The organism is Psychrobacter aestuarii (assembly GCF_904846035.1).
Lineage (GTDB): Bacteria > Pseudomonadota > Gammaproteobacteria > Pseudomonadales > Moraxellaceae > Psychrobacter > Psychrobacter aestuarii.
This window is the reverse complement of sequence record NZ_CAJGYT010000001.1, coordinates 1176523-1196742: the sequence shown is the minus strand read 5'-3', so window position 1 is coordinate 1196742 and position 20220 is coordinate 1176523. Positions and strand designations below refer to the sequence as shown.

General features: G+C 50.0%; 12 protein-coding genes. 5 read left to right on the top strand and 7 right to left on the bottom strand.

Annotation, left to right across the window (positions count from 1 at the left end):
* Positions 1-2: 2 nt before the first annotated feature.
* Entirely contained in the window at positions 3-1199 is a 1197-nt protein-coding gene (locus JMW05_RS04900) for a serine hydrolase domain-containing protein (protein ID WP_201504252.1), read from the top strand.
* 103 nt (positions 1200-1302) lie between these two features.
* On the top strand, positions 1303-1803 hold the full coding sequence (locus JMW05_RS04895) for a pilin (RefSeq protein WP_201504251.1): 501 nt from the start codon (positions 1303-1305) through the stop codon (positions 1801-1803).
* A gap of 60 nt (positions 1804-1863) precedes the next feature.
* Here the strand turns inward: JMW05_RS04895 and fdxA are convergent, their stop codons facing one another.
* A complete protein-coding gene (gene fdxA, locus JMW05_RS04890) occupies positions 1864-2187 on the bottom strand; it encodes a ferredoxin FdxA (protein ID WP_199508894.1) in 324 nt (107 codons plus the stop codon).
* A gap of 81 nt (positions 2188-2268) precedes the next feature.
* On the bottom strand, positions 2269-5181 hold the full coding sequence (mutS, locus tag JMW05_RS04885; RefSeq protein ID WP_227691442.1) for a DNA mismatch repair protein MutS: 2913 nt from the start codon (positions 5179-5181) through the stop codon (positions 2269-2271).
* Between the two features lie 432 nt (positions 5182-5613).
* On the opposite strand from mutS, the gene secA reads away from it, so the two are divergent.
* Together secA and JMW05_RS04875 are read left to right on the top strand one after the other, a co-directional pair.
* On the top strand, positions 5614-8391 hold the full coding sequence (secA, locus tag JMW05_RS04880; RefSeq protein WP_201504250.1) for a preprotein translocase subunit SecA: 2778 nt from the start codon (positions 5614-5616) through the stop codon (positions 8389-8391).
* Positions 8392-8600: 209 nt separating this feature from the next.
* Complete coding sequence (locus tag JMW05_RS04875; RefSeq protein WP_201504249.1) at positions 8601-9113, top strand: hypothetical protein; 513 nt, start codon at positions 8601-8603, stop codon at positions 9111-9113.
* A gap of 260 nt (positions 9114-9373) precedes the next feature.
* Here JMW05_RS04875 and JMW05_RS04870 read toward each other — a convergent pair whose 3' ends face one another.
* The 4 genes from JMW05_RS04870 to JMW05_RS04855 form a co-directional block, all read right to left on the bottom strand.
* Positions 9374-10099, bottom strand: a complete 726-nt coding sequence (locus tag JMW05_RS04870) for a PRC-barrel domain-containing protein (RefSeq protein WP_201504248.1) — start codon at positions 10097-10099, stop codon at positions 9374-9376.
* 491 nt (positions 10100-10590) lie between these two features.
* Positions 10591-11772, bottom strand: a complete 1182-nt coding sequence (locus JMW05_RS04865; protein ID WP_201504247.1) for a thiolase family protein — start codon at positions 11770-11772, stop codon at positions 10591-10593.
* A 105-nt stretch (positions 11773-11877) separates the two neighbouring features.
* Positions 11878-13197, bottom strand: a complete 1320-nt coding sequence (locus JMW05_RS04860; RefSeq protein ID WP_201504246.1) for a homoserine dehydrogenase — start codon at positions 13195-13197, stop codon at positions 11878-11880.
* Positions 13198-13318: 121 nt separating this feature from the next.
* Positions 13319-14185 carry a DsbC family protein gene (locus tag JMW05_RS04855; RefSeq protein ID WP_201505530.1) on the bottom strand — a complete coding sequence of 289 codons (867 nt, stop codon included), beginning with the start codon at positions 14183-14185 and terminating at the stop codon, positions 13319-13321.
* A gap of 388 nt (positions 14186-14573) precedes the next feature.
* On the opposite strand from JMW05_RS04855, the gene JMW05_RS04850 reads away from it, so the two are divergent.
* Positions 14574-15500, top strand: a complete 927-nt coding sequence (locus JMW05_RS04850) for a DUF808 domain-containing protein (protein ID WP_201504245.1) — start codon at positions 14574-14576, stop codon at positions 15498-15500.
* A gap of 159 nt (positions 15501-15659) precedes the next feature.
* On the opposite strand, the gene JMW05_RS04845 is transcribed toward JMW05_RS04850, so the two are convergent.
* Entirely contained in the window at positions 15660-19400 is a 3741-nt protein-coding gene (locus tag JMW05_RS04845) for an Rne/Rng family ribonuclease (RefSeq protein WP_201504244.1), read from the bottom strand.
* Positions 19401-20220 lie beyond the last annotated feature (820 nt).

Sequence of the window (20220 nt, the reverse complement as noted above, 5' to 3'; positions counted from 1 at the left end):
TTATGATTACAGGTAAAAAAAATTACTTATACAATACGATTCAAGTGATGATACTATCAATATTAGCACTAGTTTTCGTTTATTTATATGTCAATACTCAGGCACGAAACCAACTTTGGCAACAGACTTATCCTATACGTGCTGAGCTATCAGCAAAAAATATAAGCTGTAGCAAAGATAGTCCATCATGGATGAAAAATGTATTGATAGATCAGACAAAGAATAACAATGCGCCTGCGAACCAAATTGCTTTCATAGATACAAAAGGTAAGCTATATCATTGTGAGAATGGATATGTAGGTCAATATCCTGTTGTTTCTGATGCTGTTAATGATAATACACGCTTTCGCTATGCCAGTATTACTAAGCTGTGGACGGCGGATGCTATCTTAGACTTAGTAAAGCAAAACAAATTGTCGCTAGATACTAAGTTATCAGATGTCCTAACTGAAATTGAGAAACCACAGGATACACGTATTAGTAGTATTACTATACGCCAGCTATTGACTCATCGTGCAGGATTTGACCGTTATAGTATAGCCGGCAACGACATGTTCGGCATCGGTAAAGACATTTGCCCTAATCATTTAGATGAGCTAAATACCATTGAGCTAAACTTTGAGCCTGACAGCAAGACCAGCTACTCAAACTTGGGCTATTGTTTGCTAGGGGCGGTTATTAGCCGAGTAAGTAATAAGCCATATAATCAAATCATTGCAGATAATTATTATTTCAATGATACTACTTTAAAATTTGTCTCAGACCAGCGCATGACTAATGAGGTAGATTATAATTATGTAGAAACAGGACTTACTGGTCATGCTGACATATATACGGCTTTCAATTATGATGATTTAGTGTCAGTTGCAGGTTTGTCAGGTAATGCTATAGATTTAGCACGTGAAGTGCATATGATGGCAAGTAAGCCTGCACCTAATATTTTGACGATAGATACAGCATCAAACTGTAATTTAAAACAGTTCTCAGAATGTTATGGCTATGCTATGCAGCCCTATCAGTCGCAGAAAAACATGCCGAAAACTTATTATCGTAGTGGTAATTTGCTTGGTCTATCCTCATGGGTAGCGGTGAGCGACAACGGTAGTGTAGTGGCACTACTGAGTAACGGTACTCCCAACGATGTTAAGAATGATGGGAACCAATTGCAAGAAAAGCTATATGGCTTTATGAACCCATAGTATAGGAAAAAATGGGGTAGTAAAAAGCTCTTATTTATGAAGAGTAGCTAAAATTACCGTAAGAATCAAAAATACGTAAATTACTTTGGGTAGGGATTTGGTTATGGTAAAAAAATATGCCTATGATTCAACCCAGCAGTCAGGTTTTACGCTAATAGACCTTTCCATCGCAATTGCAATTATTGGCATTCTAGCTGTCATTGCCATGCTTCAGTATCAGGTATATTTGGGAAAAGCTCAAGCGGGACGTGTGATTAATGAGTTAGGACAGCTGCGATTGAACGTAGAAGAGTGCTTACAAATGGGTATGACTACAGTTGGTAGTGGCTCAACGGAATGCAATCCACATGCACCTGCTTCCAACTTGCTGGTAGGCAACTCTCAAACAGGAGAAACTTTGCCTGTAGGTATGGGTGTTGCTCAGGTCACGAGCCCATTAACGATATCTACCAATATTACGGGTATCTTATCGACGAAAGCCATGCCAGCCTTGTCGGGTACAAAAGTAATATGGTCTCGTGCAAATGATGGCTCTTGGCAATGCATTAGCAATATCGAAGCGAAGTATTTGCCTGAATACTGTCAGCGCAATGAGAATATTTGATTTTACCCACAAAAAAGCCACCAAATAGGTGGCTTTATTAATTTAATACCAGCGAGAAACTTACTTCTCTAAATACTGCAATTTACCTTCTGCACCATCCCACTTATCCGCTTCAGGCATTTTGTCTTTCATCTCAGTGATGTTCGGCCACGTTTGCGCCAACTCTTCGTTTAGCTCAATAAAGACTTCTTGACCTTTTGGCACTTCATCTTCTGAGAAGATGGCATTGGCAGGACATTCAGGCTCGCATAGGGCGCAGTCAATGCACTCATCAGGGTCGATGACCAGAAAGTTTGGTCCTTCATAAAAACAGTCTACAGGACAGACTTCTACACAATCGGTGTATTTGCAAAGGATGCAGTTCTCTGTAACGACAAAGGTCATGGCGTTGGCTACCTATTGTTGATGTTGCGAATAAAAAATAAAATATATTCTAGCGCTTTTATGGCGATTTAACAAACATCTTTAACACTCCAGCAACTGTTTGAGCTGATACAGTAGGTCGTGCGCTTGCTTGGGTGTTAAGGCGTCAGGGTCGCTATCGCCTAATAGCTGACAGGCGGCAAGCTGTTGATTTTGCATGGGTTTGTCATCAGTGCTATCTGCAATATCTGCAAACAAGTCATCGGTGTACTGGACACCTTTAGTATCAGCAGACTCGCTTTTGTCCGCATGTGAATTAGCTAAGTCATTTTTGTCATGACTTGGCATATCGAGTGCGTGATGGGCTTGCGTTTGCTGCACGAGATTTTGCAAATACTCTTTGGCATCTTCTACCACATCATTTGGAATCCCCGCCATCTTTGCCACATGCAGACCAAAGCTGGAGCTTGCCGCGCCGGTACGGATTTTATGCAGTAGTAGTAACTGTCCATCGACTTCACTGGCAGCGACGTGTACGTTACGCACGCCGTCACTCGCCTCAGCAAGTTGGGTCAATTCAAAATAATGGGTCGCGAATAAGGTTAAGCAGCCCATCGCTTGCAAGCGCCCAACGCATGCATGGGCGATAGCCAGCCCGTCTGTGGTCGAAGTGCCGCGCCCGACCTCATCCATGAGTACCAAAGACTGCGCGCTTGCCAGATTTAGGATGGTCGCGGTCTCAATCATCTCGACCATAAAGGTTGATTTGCCGCCCGCAAGGTCGTCCGCCGAGCCAATACGGGTAAAGATGCGGTCGATATTGCCGATGCTGGCGTATTCTGCGGGGACAAAGCTGCCGCAATGCGCGAGCAGGACAATGAGCGCGGTCTGGCGCATAAAGGTTGATTTGCCACCCATGTTCGGACCTGTGATGAGCAGTAGACGCTCAGGATACTCATCACTACCAAGCGCGCAATCATTGGCGACAAAGTTTGGCGGCGTGCTGGCATCCATGCGCGCATGATTGCGTAGCGCTGACTCGACCACCAAATGCCGTCCGCCGCGAATATCAATACTGCTATCAGCGGTGTCGGTCATGATGGGGCGCTGCCATTGGTAACTGTCCGCGAGCTGCGCCCAATTGATGAGTACATCAAGGTGCGCGACCGCTGCGCTAAACTGTTGTAATGCCGACAGCTGTTCGCCAAGCGTTTCAAGCAGTGCGTTATACAGCATTTTTTCGCGGGCGAGGGCGCGAGTTTGTGCGCTCAGATAATCGGTCTCCAGCGTCTTTAGTTCCTCAGTGATAAAGCGCTCGCTGTTCTTGAGCGTTTGTCTGCGGATAAAGTGCGCGGGTGCGCTTTGGGCTTGTACTTTGGGCAATTCAAAATAAAAGCCACTGACTTTATTAAAGCCGACTTTCAGACTCGGCAGTTTGTACGTTTGCCGTGCTTCTTCAGCCATCTCATCGAGGGTGCTTTGGACGTTGTCGTGCAGATGGGTTAATTTGTCAAACGCTTCATCATAGCCGGTTGCCAGCATGCCGCCGTCACGGATATGCGCGGGCGGCTCATCGACGATAGCGCGATCAATCAGTGCGGCAGTCTCTTGGATGGCGGGCAGCTCGGCAGGGAAGCTTTGTAACAATATTGGCAGCAGCCCGCTGTCATTAAGATTGATGCCTTGTTGCGTCAGAGTCTCTTGCAGGCGCGCACTGTTATGAATGGCGTCTGCCAATTTACGCAAATCACGCGGCTTAGCGCTCATCAGAGCAATGCGGCTACTGATACGCTCAACATCGCCAATCTCTGCCAGCACGCTCTGTAAGCGGTCAATAGCGCTGGCGGTGGTATCGTCTATTGGGTTTAATAAGTGCTCAATCGCATCAAGGCGCTGATTGATTAGCGTGCGACTGCGTAACGGACGCTTCATTTGTTGTACCAGCAGTCGGCGACCCATCGGCGTTTTGCAGTGATTCACCACGTGAGTGAGTGCCGTGCCGTTGGGCGTGACGGGCGCGAACAGTTCCAGATTTTGCTGGCTACTGGCGTCCATAATCAGATAGTCATTATTGTCCTCAACCAGCAGTTGATTGACCTGCGGGACTTGGCGCTGCTGGGTTTGGCGTGCGTAGTGTATCAGTGCTGCGCTGCTGGTTTGCGCGAGCAGCTTGTCCTGAATGCCCAAACCATCCAAACGCTCTACCGCAAACTGCTGGCACAAAGTCACAGGCGCGTGCTCAGGGTGAAAGTCCGCTGCCGCCACTTCGATAACGGGACAGTCAATCACGCTACGCAGCCACGCGAGCCAATGCTCATCGATGCGCTCACTGACGATACATTCGCTGGGGGCAAAGCGCGCTAAGACCGTTTGCACCTCCGTACGCAGCGCTTCCAGCGCCTTATCCGTGCCATGCATTTCTTGGGTGGTGATGGTCCCTGCGGCAAGGTTCAACTGACTGACCGCAACGCCAATCGGCTGACTGCTGCCTGCGCGCGGCAATTTTACATCGAGCGCGGCGACCGTGGGTGTGGCATTGGGCGCAATCAGCGCATCATCGGTGATGGTACCTGCGGTTAAGGTTTTGACCACCTCGCGGCGCATGATGCCGCCTGTGGCTGGCTTGTCTTTCGCCTTGGCATCGTTGTTTTTATTAGCACTCTCAGCGTCATCTTTATTATTGTCTTCGACTTGCTCGCAGACGACCACGGTTTGCCCTGCCGCAATCAGCCGCGCCATATAGCTGTCAGCGGCGTGAAACGGTACGCCCGCCATAGCGATGGTGTTGCCCGCTTTATCCGTACCACGGCGGGTTAAGGTAATGTCCAAAATCTCTGCCGCACGCTCGGCATCGCTAAAAAACAGCTCATAAAAATCGCCCATACGGTACAGCAAGAGCGCGTTTGGATACTGCGCCTTTAGGTTCAGATATTGCACCATCATCGGCGTATGATGCGTGAGGTCGTAGACACGTTCGCCAATGGTCAGTTCAGTCGATGCAGGCGTAAGACTCATGAATGTCCTCATAGTTGGTAGCAAAACAGTTGGTAGCAAAAAAGGGGCGCGGAGAATAGCGCAAACAAGGCGTCTGTTGGCAAATAGCCGCCGCGTTTACATGCAAATCGCAGTGATATCCTGTCAAACAGAAAGAAGTAGCAAGCGCACAGCGCCGAGCACAAGCATTGGTGTATGGATAATGGCGGTGATATGATGCAATATCAAACGACTGGCGAAAATGATGCCAAAATCGTCAGCAGGCTATTTTAGCACGAGCGCGTCTGCCTTGCGGCGGCAAATATCGGCGCGCGCCCCTTGTATCCATCGCCATCATAACCATATATAATGAGGCACACTTTATTGGGTGACACTTCGCCAAGGAGCGCCGCGCTGCGATAATGCCAAAGGCGACACGTGCAAAGGTCAAATATTTCCATAGGTTAAAAAATTATGTTATCAAAGATTGTAGGCAGTGTGGTCGGCACCAAAAATGAGCGCGAACTCAAGCGGATGCGCCGTATCGTTAGCAAAGTCAATGCACAAGAACAAAGCGTACAAGCGCTGTCTGACGAGCAGTTGAAACAAAAAACACAAGAATTTAAAGCGCGTTTTCAAAAAGGCGAGAGCCTAGACGCGCTATTGCCCGAAGCCTTTGCCGTTTGTCGCGAAGCCTCTTTACGCGTGATGGGTATGCGCCACTACGACGTGCAGCTTATCGGTGGTATCACCCTACACGAAGGCAAAATCGCCGAGATGAAAACGGGTGAGGGTAAAACCTTGATGGCGACCCTTGCCATTTATTTAAACGCCATTAGCGGCAAAGGCGTGCACGTGGTCACGGTCAACGATTACTTGGCGTCACGTGATGCCGAGCTGAACCGCCCGCTGTTTACCTTTTTGGGTCTTAGCGTCGGCGTCATCTACTCGCAGCAGCCGCCCCAAGATAAGGTCAACGCCTATCAAGCGGACATCACCTACGGTACCAACAACGAATACGGCTTTGACTACCTGCGTGACAACATGGTGTTTAGCCTAAAAGAGAAAAAACAGCGCCCGCTAAACTACTGTATCATCGATGAAATTGACTCCATCTTGATTGATGAAGCGCGTACGCCGCTGATTATCTCAGGGCAAGCGGAAGACTCTTCACGCATGTACGCTTTGATTAACACCATCATTCCGCGTCTGATTCGCTCAAAAGACGAAGAAGCCAACAAGAACAACGAAGACGAAGATTTTTGGATTGATGAAAAAAATCGCCAGATTGAGATTAGCGAAAAAGGCTACGAAAAAATCGAGCACTTCTTAACCGAAGTCGGTGAGCTGGGCGAGCAAGAAAGCTTATATAGCCCAAGCCGTTTGCCGCTATTGGCACATGTACAGGCCGCCATCCGCGCGCATCATATCTTTGTCAAAAACGTCCATTACATCGTCAATGACGGTGAAGTCATTATCGTCGATGAAAACACAGGGCGTACCATGCCAGGTCGCCGCTGGTCAGAAGGCTTGCACCAAGCGATTGAGGCAAAAGAAAGCGTCGATATCCAAGCTGAAAACCAGACGCTTGCGACCACCACCTTCCAGAACTATTTCCGTCTGTATGACAAGCTATCAGGCATGACAGGTACCGCCGATACCGAAGCGGCAGAATTTAAATCGACCTATGACCTTGATGTCATCGTCATCCCAACGCACAAGCCAATTGCGCGTATCGACATGGACGACCAAATCTTTTTGACCAAATTGGGCAAATATAAAGGCATCATCCGCGAGATTAAAGACATTCAAGCCAAAGGCGCACCTGTGCTGGTCGGTACCGCGACCATTGAAGCCTCAGAAGAATTGTCGTACCTACTCGACCAAGAAGGCATCAAGCACAACGTCCTAAACGCCAAGCAGCACGAGCGCGAAGCCGACATCATCGCACAGGCAGGCAGTCCCAAAGCCGTCACCATCGCCACCAACATGGCGGGTCGTGGTACCGATATCATCTTAGGTGGTAACTGGCAGTCGTTTATCGAAGATATCGAGTCGGTCAGTAAAGACGAGCTGGCACGCCTAAAATCTGAATGGCAAGTCAAGCATGACCAAGTGGTCAACGCAGGCGGTCTGCACATCATCGGTTCAGAGCGTCACGAATCTCGCCGTATTGATAACCAGCTGCGCGGTCGTGCAGGGCGTCAGGGTGACCCAGGCATGTCACGCTTTTTCTTATCGCTCGAAGACGACCTCATGCGTATCTTTGCAGGGGACCGCGTGGTCAACATGATGCGCGCTATGGGTCTTAAAGAAGACGAAGCGATTGAGCACAAAATGGTCTCGCGCTCGATTGAAAATGCCCAAGGCAAAGTAGAAAGCCGCGACTTTGATGCGCGTAAAAACCTACTCAAATACGATGACGTGGCGAACGATCAGCGTAAAGTCATCTATGGTCAGCGTGATGACTTGCTCGCCGAGATGGACTTGTTAGAAGCCATTGAGCAGATGAATCATGAAGTGTATAACGCCCTCATCAGCCAGTTTGTGCCACCAGGCTCGGTCGATGATCAGTGGGATATTGACGGTCTAGAAGACGAGCTTGAAGACGAGTTCAAAGTCACCATGCCGATCAATGATTGGCTCGATGAAGACCGCCGCCTTGATGAAGAAGGCTTGCGTGCCAAAATCATCGACACCGCGATTGCCCGTTATCACAGCCGCCGTGAGCAAATGGGCGAAGAAAACGCCGCCCAACTTGAGCGCCACTTTATGCTCCAAAGCCTCGATAAGCATTGGAAAGAGCACTTGACGCAAATGGATCAGCTGCGTAAAGGCATCCACTTACGCGGCTACGCGCAAAAGAACCCTGAGCAAGAGTACAAGCGCGAATCGTTTGAGCTGTTCCAAATGATGCTCGGCGCGATTAAGTCAGAAACCGTGCAAGACTTATCACGCGTACACATCCCAACCAAAGAAGAGCTCGAAGCGCTAGAAGCGCAGCAACGTGAAGAAGCCGCGCACATGCAAATGCAGTTCGAGCATGACGACATAGACAGCCTTACAGGCGAGCGTCAACCAGACGCGCAGTCGCAGCCAGCACGCCGCGCTGCCGCAAGTGGCGCTGCAGGTGCAGCCGCAGGCGCGAATACCGGGGACAATCCTTACGCCAATATGAACATCAGCCGTAACGCGCCGTGTCCTTGTGGTTCGGGGCTAAAATACAAGCAGTGTCATGGCAAAATCGCCTAACGTTGCACAATAATAATAAGAAAACGCTGTCGGTATCTGCTGACAGCGTTTTTTTATGCCTGCTTGCTTTTCGTTTTTTATCTTGCTGCTTGTGATACAGGGTGCGTCAGGGTTTACCGATTGCAATTTAATACTTACAAATTGCGTATAGGCGCAGTGGCTGACCGCGCGGTATAGTAACGGTTAGGACTATTTTGGAGAATATAATTATGCTATCAATTCGCCCCACAATGATAATGACAGGGCTTTTGGCAAGTGTGCTGGCACTCAGCGCGTGCCAAGACAAAGCAGAGCCAGACAGCAGCGTAGATACCGGTACCAGTAGCGAGCCGACCATGTCTGCCGAACCTGCCGAACCCAATGAAACCGTAGTCGCCAGCAATGAAGGCATTGACGGTGTCAAAGACGATACCAACGCTATGGTTGACGGCAGTGTTGCACAGTCATCGTACCTATGCACACCGGCGCTCAAAGTCACCGCGACCTACAAAGACGATGCCAATGAAGTGGTGTTAGAGACGGATAAAGGCACGCTTAGCCTGATGCAAACCAATGACAATACCAACCCTGAGGTCTATGAAGCATCGACTGCCCTTGATGGTGCTGAAGGCTTTACTCAATGGCGTGTGGCGCATGAAGACCGCGCTACAGGTGTGATGCGCATGGCGGGTGCTGACCAGAGCGACGTTACGACTTATGAGTGTGACAAAGTAGGCGCATAAGCATATTTTTACTACATATCAGCGCTTGTTACTTTGATGACCATTACTCGATTTGATAATGGTTGTTTTTACACTAACCTTATCTATTGTCCTCTTTATTGTTGATGGTGGATAAGGTTTTTTATTATTCGCAATGTTTTTATGTGGCATCGCCATTGAAAATAGCTAAGCACACAATAAATAAGCATAAAAAAAAGCTGACAAAAAATGTCAGCCTTTTTTATTGGTTACTTTGTATGGTTGTCATAACCATTCAAAAATCAACGGTTGTGAATGCGCAAGATATCTCCCGCAGAAATATGATCCTTTGCAATGATAGCGCCGTTCTTATTGACAATATTGCCTTCACTATCGACATTTAGACCTTCACGGCGTACCAATCCTGCCAAGGTGTTTTCGTCATCATCATGCAGCATATCGTCTGAACGTAGATGCGCGGCTGTCGTTGCGGCAGCGCCAGTATCTAGGGCACGGTGGTCAGCGTCCATGGTGCGCTCGCGGCGCGGGGTATTCGCGGCGATGTGGTCGCGGTTATTGACCAAACGCTCTTCTAGCGGGGCAAAACGCTCAGGCGCATTATAGCTGTGATCAGCGATGTCCATACGCTCTTCAGCAGGCAGTGTCTCAGCGCCAAAAGTGCGGCGGTCGCGCTCGTACTGCTCTTTATAGCTGTATTGATAATCGTGGTCGTATAGCTCCATCGCTTCGACTTGCGATTTGGTTAGACTGTCAAAAAACACATCATCACCGACGATACGTGCTAGACCTGCAGGGGCAAGGACTTCTTTGGCACTGAACCAGCCGCCCACATCAACGATAAGATAGCGGATGCGACCTGTGGTGTCTTCAACCAATGCGCCTTCGATTTTACCGATTTTTTCTTCATTAATGCCATAGGCAGTTTTGCCAGTTGGGTCATAATAGTCATCACCGATAAGCTCACGATGGGTGGCTTGGATGTCTTGTAAACGGATAAGCTGACTCATAATATGTTTCCTTGTTTATAATGATATTTTTACGTTGATTGTCGTTGTACTTAAGGGTAGTGCTTTATTCATAATAAAAGCCGATAAACGGCGGTTGCTATTTCTTTTCTATATTATTTGGCAGTTATTATTGTTCTACCTTTTTTATTTTAAATCGTCCTTTTATCTGTCTTTTATTCTTTTAACGGTGTTCTTATATTTTGTTTTAAGTATTCCTAAGAACTGGTATTGATAATAGCAAGGCAAAACCCACTACAATACCTGCGCAAGGTAGCAAAATGTGCGTGCAAGGTAATGGCGTGTAATGGGCTGTAAACGGTGGGCGTGTATCAGCAGATAGATTAACGCAGCTGTACACGATGTGTAGAGAATGCAAAAAAACCCAATAAGAAATGCGGCAACAAGAAGGCTGTGCCGCGCTGATCATGACGTCAAAAAATCGCTAGAGTCGGGTCAAGACTAATGACCCATTAAAGATAGACGATGAACAGTTAGGGCAGCTCAATGGCAACGGCAACGGCTTCACCACCACCGATGCATAAGGTTGCAATGCCTTTTTTGCCGCCTGTCCGCTGCAAGGCATGTATCAGAGTCACCAAGATGCGTGCGCCTGAGCAGCCGACAGGATGACCAAGGGCGCAGGCACCGCCTTCGATATTGACCTTATTAATGTCTAAATCAAAAGCATCTATTGCCATCATGGTAACGACGGCAAAGGCTTCGTTGATTTCCCACAAGTCCACCTCAGAGGCTTGCCAGCCCGTGGCGGTCAGCAGTTTTTCGATAGCGCCAACAGGCGCAATGGTAAACTCACTGGGATGCTGCGAATGCTGCGCTGTACTTATGATGCGCGCTTGGTAGGTCAATCCCTTGGCCTCGGCGTGCGACTGGCGCATCATGACCACGGCAGCAGCACCATCGGAGATAGAGCTGGCGTTGGCTGCGGTGATTGTGCCGTCTTTGGCAAAGGCGGGGCGCAAGTTGGGGATGCGCTCGGCATCAGCAAGTGATGGCTCTTCATCCGTATCGATGTCTTGGGTTTGTTTTCGTCCTTTGACGGTGACAGGGGTGATTTCTTTAACAAAATGACCGTCTTCGATGGCATTTAACGCGCGCTGCAATGACAAGATAGCAAAGTCGTCCATTTGCTCGCGGGTATAGCCTTTTTTGTCGGCCATCTCTTGAGCGAATTGTCCCATCAGCTTGCCCGTCTCGGCATCTTCTAACCCATCAATGAACATGTGGTCTTTGACTTCTTTGTGCCCCATGCGGTAGCCGCTACGCGCTTGTGGGAGCAAGTATGGCGCGTTACTCATGGACTCCATACCGCCAGCCACAGCGACCTCAATGCTGCCAGCCTTGATGCCATCGTGTGCTTGCATGACGGCTTTGAGGCCTGAGCCGCACAGCTTGTTGATGGTGATGGCGCTGACACTGTCGGGCAATCCTGCCTCGCGCATGGCTTGTCGCGCGGGTCCTTGTCCCAGCCCTGCGGTCAGGATGCAGCCCATAATGACTTCGTCAGGCGTATCAAAAGAGAGGTTGGCGCGTGTTAATGCTGCACTGATGGCAGCTGCACCGAGCGTGGGCGCGGGGACGGGGGACAATGCTCCTTGAAAGGCGCCCATTGGGGTGCGAGCGCCACTAACAATCACAACCGCATCATGAGACATGGGGTATCTTCCTTATAACAATAAGTCTCTATCAGCAGTGAGAGACACCACTGATAGAGACAGACACCCTCAATGTGCGCGTTGCCAATCGCTTGGCAGGCGAGCTTACAGCTCGTCCAGACGAATGCGCACCACCTTATCGGTGATGGTGTCTAAGGCTTCAATTTTGGCAATGGCAGAGTTCATCTGGCTCTCAACCACTGGCAAGGTCAAAATAATGACAGGCACTTGTCCTGCTTTGTGCGCAGGTTTTTGCAAGATGGCATCGATATTGATGCCCGCTTCACTCAAAATGCGCGTGATGTTGGCAAGCACGCCTGGGCTGTCATAAGCATGGACGCGCAGGTAATAGCCTGTGGTCATCTGCTCGGCGTCCAAAATGGGCGTGTCCGACAGCTCTTCTGGAATAAATGCCAAATGCGGTACATGATGGCCTTGTTCGTTGGTACACAGTACGCGCACCAAGTCCATGACATCCGCCATGACCGCAGATGCTGTGGCACCAGCGCCCGCGCCATCACCGTAATATAAGGTCTGTCCAAGCGGATGCGAGTCAACCAGTACAGCATTTTTGACGCCATTGACATTGGCAAGCAGCTTGTCTTCAGGAATCAAGGTAGGGTGTACGCGCAGCTCAATGCCGCTGGCAATGTTGTTATCGTCTTGGTGACGCACGGCAAAACCCACGTGCTTGATGCGGTAACCGAGCTCTTCGGCGTAGTTGACATCTTGTAGGGTGATGCCTGTGATGCCTTCGCAATAGACTTTGTCAAACTGCAATGGAATACCAAAGGCGATTGAGGCCAGTAGCGCCAATTTGTGCGCTGCATCGATACCTTCGACATCAAAGGTGGGGTCGGCTTCTGCGTAGCCCAATGCTTGTGCTTCGGCCAAAACGTCATCAAACGTGCGACCCTTATCACGCATCTCTGTCATGATAAAGTTGCCCGTACCATTGATGATACCCGCGAGCCAGTTGACCTTGTTGGCCGCTAGCGCCTCACGCATGACTTTAATAATCGGAATACCGCCAGCGACGGCCGCTTCATAGGCCACGTGGACTTTGTTTTCTTCTGCCAATGCAAAAATCTCATTGCCATGCTCGGCAAGTAAAGCCTTATTCGCGGTGACCACGTGCTTACCGTGGCGGATAGCGTGGGTGATGATGTCTTTGGCAAGCGTGGTGCCGCCGATGACTTCAATCACAATATCGACATCATCGCTTGCAGCAATCGCCATCAAATCATCGCTTTGGGTAATCGCAGGGTCGATGTCATCACGCTGACGGCGGGTGCCGACAGCGCTGATCATAATGTTGCAGCCACTGCGGCGCTTTAGCTCATCTAAATTATCATTGATTAGGTTGACCACGCCAGTACCGACAGTACCTAGGCCAAGTATCGCTAGTTTGATGGATTTACTCACGGTATCCTCAAAAGGTTATATGGGTGAATGAAAAAGCCGAAGACTTTCGACTCATCGTATCATACTAAAACCGCGTTTGCGGCATCTACTCGTATCAATTTGCTCAATTTGCTCAGTTGGCTCAATTAGCAATGGCGGCCTGTGCCAGCTCTGCTGCAGGCAAGTAACCACCGATTTGCGCGCCAGCTTCGGTAAATATCGCAGGCGTACCACGCACGCCTAGAGACTTACCGAGTGCCAACTGCTGGGCAACTGGTGTTTGGCAATCAGGGCCTGCCACTTCTGCGCCTGTTTTGGCTTGATTCATCGCGGCTTTGCGGTCTTCGCTACACCAGATGGCATCCATTTTTGGGATGCTTTGCTCACTGCGCGGCCACGCCAAATAGCGCACCTCGATACCGCGAGCATTGATATCGTCCATCTCAGAATGCAGCTGGCGGCAATAGCCACAGTCAGCATCGGTAAACACATAAATCGCCGCTTTGGTCTCACCTGTGGCGGGATAAATAATCATGTCTTTTTCATCAACAGTAGCCAGCGCTGCTTTGGCATCATTGGCCACAAATTCGGCGCTGATATCGACAGGGTCGCCATCGCCGACGCTGACAATCTGCCCTTGAATGATGTGTTTGCCCGATTTGTCCGTAAAAAAGCCTGGCAGGCCTTCGGCATTGACCCAGTACACGCCATCCATAGACGTGGGTGTGGCTGAGACGATGGTCTCATTGAGTCCTGAAGCGGCCAAGTTGGCTTGCAGCGCTTTGACCACATCTGCATCGCTGCCAGCAGCCGCTTTGGTATCGCTGCTTTTTGCGTCGCTGTTTTTTGTACCGCTGTCCGTTTGGGTCTGAGTGGTGGCTTCGTTGGTTGGTGCGGTGTCACCGTTAGAGCAGCCCGCCAAGGTGCCAAACAGCGCCACGCTCAATAGGCTGGGCAACAGGCGGCGCGTTAGGACTGGGCGGCTGAGTGTAGAGAATGAAGGTAACATCATAAAAATATCCTGTAGGTCATCACCTGTCATCTTTAAAGCGTGTGCAGTTTATTGCCAAATAGGGCGGTCACAACCGATGATAAGCACTCGATGACCAATAATAAGTCGAGCTTAATGGTATCACAAGCCGTGGCTGTGGTGAGCAACTATAGCACTGATGCTCATTCTGTGACTCACAAGCGCCTGTTTGGTAACGAATCTTACCCAATAAAAGCGCGGTGAGATACATTTGTACTATGTCATATGCAAACGGGTATGGGTAGGCTATAACTATTATTCTGGCAGCACACGAGCCGCTATAATCGCATATCAGTTATAGCACAATAATGCATGCTGCGGGATGCCTTTTTTATTCCTTTTATCAAACACAAAATTAGGAGAGCACATGGCGGGCGCCAGCTTATTGACCTTACTTGATGACATCAGCGTGATATTGGACGATGTCTCTGTCATGACCAAAGTCGCGGCCAAAAAAACGGCGGGCGTTTTGGGCGATGATTTGGCACTCAATGCCGAGCAGGTCACGGGGGTACGCGCGGAACGAGAATTGCCTGTGGTATGGGCAGTGGCTAAAGGCTCGTTTATTAACAAGTTGATATTGGTACCAGCCGCGCTGCTGATCAGTACCGTCTATCCACCGTTGGTAACGTTTTTATTGATGTGTGGTGGCTTATTTTTGTCTTATGAAGGCGCAGAAAAAATCGTGCATAAATTCTGGCCGCACATTTTGCCGCACGATGAAGAGCAAGAGGCGCGCCGAAAAGCCAATGCCGATGACAGTGTCGATATGGTGGCGTTTGAAAAGCAAAAAATCAAAGGCGCGATTCGTACCGATTTTATTTTGTCTGCCGAGATTATTGTTATCGCATTGAGCGCCGCAGCAGGCGCGACGCTGTTAGAAAAGTCTTTGGTACTCTCTATCATCGCTGTCGCCATCACCGTTGGCGTTTATGGTTTGGTCGCAGGTATTGTAAAAATGGATGATGCTGGACTGTATTTGCGTCAGCAGTCGGGTTCGTTTAAACAAAAAGTCGGTGATTTATTGCTAAGTACAGCGCCGAAACTGATGAAGTTTTTGTCTATAGCAGGCACACTGGCGATGTTCTTGGTCGGTGGTGGTATCTTGGTACACGGTATCGACTTTTTGCATCACGGTGTTGAAGACTTAGCGCATCTAACAGGTATTTTTGAGAGCGTGACCACCATGCTATTGAACGCTGTTGTGGGTCTTATCGTTGGCTTAGTGGTGCTGTTTATCATGACCATGATTGGCAAATGGCGCGGCAAAGACGACGGTCAAGCCGCACACTAATCCATCAGGCGGGGTGTCTAAGTGAGTACACACAAGACAGCCCCACTATTGATAGCGCATCGCTAAGCGTCAGACAGCAGATAATGAGAATACCAAGCTACTGACAGCAAAAAGCCCCAAAGCATGACTTTGGGGCTTTTTTTGTGACGCGGTGGGCGATTATTCTTTATCGCCCGTTTTGCCGTTCATTTTTTCTGCCTGTGTGGGCTTTTTATGCTCGGTTTTTGGCTTGCGGCTACGCGCTTTGGGCACCTTCGGTGTGGTGAGATTAAACATGCCTGTCTGCGGTAACAGCTGCTCGGCCACATTTTCAATCATATTTTTATAACTGGCAATGGTGGTCTTGGCTTTATTGGCGCTGTCGTCTTTGGCGTCTTCTTCAGCCGTTTTGGCTGACTCGGCGTCCAGTAGCGCTTCGCTGTCTTGACTGACGTGCTCGGCTTGTGCTTCTGCGGTTAAAGCAGCGGCATCGTGCGTCTCTGATACTTCTGAAACAGTCGGTTGCTCAGCAGTATCGACAGCTTGCGCGGCCGGCTCATTCTCGTCTGCTGCAGTGCTACTGCCTACTTGCTCAGCGTCTGATTGATAATCAGGGTGCTGACCGCGTGGGTCGTTGCTGGCGCGTTTGCTGACCGCGCGCACCTCAACGGCCGTTTTGCCTGCACGTGCGGCGAACTGACTGACCGCTTGGGTCATGGCATCAAAGCGTGCCAAATAGTCCGCTGCCAATGGTTGATAGCCATAGTTGCTAAAGTCAAAGGCTTGCGTCGGCGCTTGCTGACCTTGCTGCTGATGCAGGGTGATGGCCTCAATAAAGCTGCGAATCACACCATCGCTGCTCAGACGCGTCTGGGCATCGGGTAGGGTCGCGCTGATGAAGTCGCCCACGCTGCCTGTGATGCTCGGCGCGCTTTGCTCAGCTGCCTTGGCAGGGGCTTGCTGCTCACGTACCACACGCGGGTCATTTTTGGCTTGACCAAATTTGTGCGCGGTGACGTAACGTGTGCTGAACAAGGCTTCATGACTGAGACTTATCGCCTTATTGTCGCTGCCTTGGACGGTATCAGCGCTGTCCTCTGCTACCGCTGCCTTGACCGTTTGCTGACGGCTGGGTGCGGTATCGCTGTTTTCTTGACGCGGGGCTTTGGCAGGTTTTTCTGCAGGGGCATCGCTTTTTTGTGCCTGCGTGGTGGGCTTGGCATCGTGTGCCTCTGCTGCCTTGTCCGCCTTGTTGTTATCAGTACGGTCGCCTTGTGACTCACGCTTTGGCGTCTCTGTAGCGTCCGCTTTTGCGCTGCTTTCAGGCTTGCTGGTTTGCGCGGTTTGGTTTTCTGCTGCTTTTGCTGCGTCGTCCTTTGCAGGGCGCTCAGCTGCTGCTTGCTCGGTTGGCGCGTCTTTTTGCGCAGCTTTGGCTTTTGCAGGTTGGCGGCGCTTGTCATTGGCCTTGCTGTCATCAAGTGACAGGTGCACGACTTCTTGCTGCTTGAGCTGCGTTGGCGCTTCGCTCACTTGTAGCGTCACCTCATCAGGGTTTTGATGGCGGCGTTTTGACTGCGCTTTTGTGGGTGCGCTGCGCTCTTCAGTAGCGTTGTCGGCAGCTTTAGCCCCTGCGACCAATGCTTCACCGCGCTCTAGCTTGCCGCGTGAGCTGCGCTGGCTGTTGGGCTTGCGTTTGCTACGCGTCTGCGTACCCTCATCGCTGCTGTGTGCTTTTTGCTCACGGCTGTCACGCGACTCAGTGTTGGCAGCGCTGTCTTGCTTGTCTTGCTTATCCTGATGGCTGTCAGACTTGTGCTCATGCTCGCTTTGCTCTTGCGCGTCATCACGCGACTCACCGCGGCGCTGGCGTGATTTGCCTGAGCGTGATTTGCGCGATTTACGCTTGCGGCGCTCATCGTTTCTGTGCTCTTTTTGTCCGTCGTTATCATTACTGTCGCTGTCTTCATCGGTGCTGAGTGCTTGACGCGCAGGCTGGGCGCGTTCAGTGGCCGCTTGCGTTTGTGCCAGTGCGCTGTTGTCTACTTGCCCAAATGCACCGCGGCTTTGCGCGCCTGTATTGACGAAGGCTTCGATGGCTTCGGCGGCGTCATTGCTGCTGACCTGTCCGCTGACGCTGGCTTCTGGCGCTTTGGCAAATAGGTTTGATAACCAAGCAACCGCTTGCGGCTGGGCAGGCTGCGGTTTGGCTGCAGGGACAGGGGCGGCGACAGTGGGTTTGTCTGCTTTGGTCGCTTCAGTTTTGTGCGTAGCTTGGCGCGGCTCAGCTTTGGCATTGTTTTGCGCTTGACCGTTGTCTTTTGCTATAGGCTTGCGCGGCTGACGCTGTGGCTGCTGCTCTGGGCGCTCTTTGTCGGCGGTTTGCCAATCGACATCATAGCCAAGGTCGCTGTGCTCTTGCTGCTGCGTGTCGGTGATGCGCTCATAGCTTGAGGGCGCAAAGCCGTCACGGTTAAAGTGCAATTTGAAGTTTGGCGACTCAAGGTGCGCGTGTGGCAAGATGGTGATGCGCGTGCCGCTGTCCTGCTCAAGATATACAAGGCTGTCGCGCTTTTCGTTTAACAAAAACGCGGCGATGTCGGTCGGTACTTCGGCTTGCACCTCACCTTGACGCTCTTTTAGGGCGATTTGTTCAATCTGACGCATGATAGATAAGGACAATGAGCGCAGGTCACGAATCATGCCATTACCATGACAGCGCGGGCAGATATAGCCTGTTGATTCTTCAAGTGATGGACGCAGGCGCTGACGGCTCATTTCCATCAAGCCAAATTTTGAAATCTCGCCGAACTGTACGCGTGCGCGGTCGTATTTGGTGGCTTCGACCAGACGCTTTTCGACTTCCTTTTGATGCTTATTGTCATTCATGTCAATGAAGTCGATGACAATCAAGCCGCCCATATCACGCAGGCGTAGCTGACGGGCAATCTCGTCTGCCGCTTCTAGGTTGGTATGGTAGGCAGTTTCGGCGACGTCTGAGCCTTTGGTCGATTTTGCTGAGTTGATATCGATAGACACCAGCGCTTCGGTCTGGTCGATGACGATAGAGCCGCCAGAGGGCAGACGCACTTCGCGCTGATAGGCGGTTTCGATTTGTTTTTCGATATTAAAGCGCGCGAACATCGGCTCATAGTCGGTGTATTTGCGCAGCTTGTCCGCTTGTTTTGGCATCACCGCATCAATAAAGTTTGCCGCTTCGACGTAGGCGTTTTCGTTATCAATCCAAATTTCAGTGATGTCATCGCGCAAGTAGTCGCGCACGGCACGCGTGACCACGCCCGCTTCTTGATGCACAAGGCGCGGCGAGGGGTATTTTTTATTTTGTTCTTGGATGGCTTGCCAAATGTTCAGCAAGTGGTTCAAATCGTGCTGCAAGTCGTCTTGGGTCTTGCCAATGCCAGCAGTACGGATGATGACGCTCATGCCTTTTGGCAAATCAAGGTTGCCGAGCATACGCTTCATGTCTTCACGCAGTTTGCCCGATATTTGACGTGAGATGCCGCCACCACGTGGGTTGTTGGGCATCAGTACCAAATAGCGACCTGCGAGGGACACATAGGTTGATAGCGCCGCGCCCTTGTTGCCGCGCTCTTCTTTTTCGACCTGAACAATCAGCTCATCGCCTTCTTTGATGAGTTTTTTGATGTTTTCATCGCGAGGATTGCCGCTTAGGTATTCGGCAGAGATTTCACGAATCGGCAAAAAACCTTGGCGCTGTGAGCCATATTCGACAAACACCGCTTCAAGCGATGGCTCAACGCGGGTCACGTGACCTTTATAGATGTTGGATTTTTTTTGTTCGCGGGTACGGTTTTCTAGGTCAAAATCGTACAGATGGTTGCCTTTACACAAGGCGACGCGAATCTCTTCGTTTTGAGTGGCGTTGATTAAAATACGTTTCATAACTATGTCCTCTAGGGGCACACAGACATGACCGATTAAGCAGCAAGCGTGGGGCAGGGTGACAGCGTGTCACAGATATTAAAAAGACAAACGACCATCGTATGATGATGTACTCAAGATAGCCTGTGCCGAAATGCACAACCGTGCGTGGGTACAGTCACTTCATCTATCGCGGGTCAGTGCGCCACCTACAGCGTGTCAGGCTGAAGTGACACCATATCGCTACGGGCGCCATCGTCGTCCGCACAGTCACCCATCAAAAAATAGCATGGCAAGTGACAGCGTGGCTTATGGGTCTGCAAAATCATTAATCAATGACAGTAAAACTAAATCGCAGCGCTCGCATATGAATGAGGTTGTAATAGTGGTCTTGGTGTTACGTGTTTATTGTCTCAAGTATCTTATATTCAATAGAGCGGTTGAACGATTGTGATGACGGGGCGTACTTGGCAAACCGATATCAATGACCGCACATCAGGCGGTATAGCCTTTACTTTTTTATCGTTGTCGGTTTGTCCGCCATTACAAAGCGGTCGGGTGCTACTAAAAAGCGCTCATCCTAGCCCATCTGCGCTCAAGCATTGATGCCATCATCAATGTGTCATGGTGCGCTGGGTAAGTAAAAAATTGTGTCGTGTGATGATTTTGCTGGGCATTACTGCCGCAAAAGGGCATCTGTATTGTGGTATCACTACCATTTGTGGGTGCTGATGCGGTTCATAAATGACCGAGCTGCCCAAAAATAAACATGAATTGCACCCTCATACTGTAAAGATCACTAAAGTATCTGATACAAGATGACGACGACATGGTGCTTAAG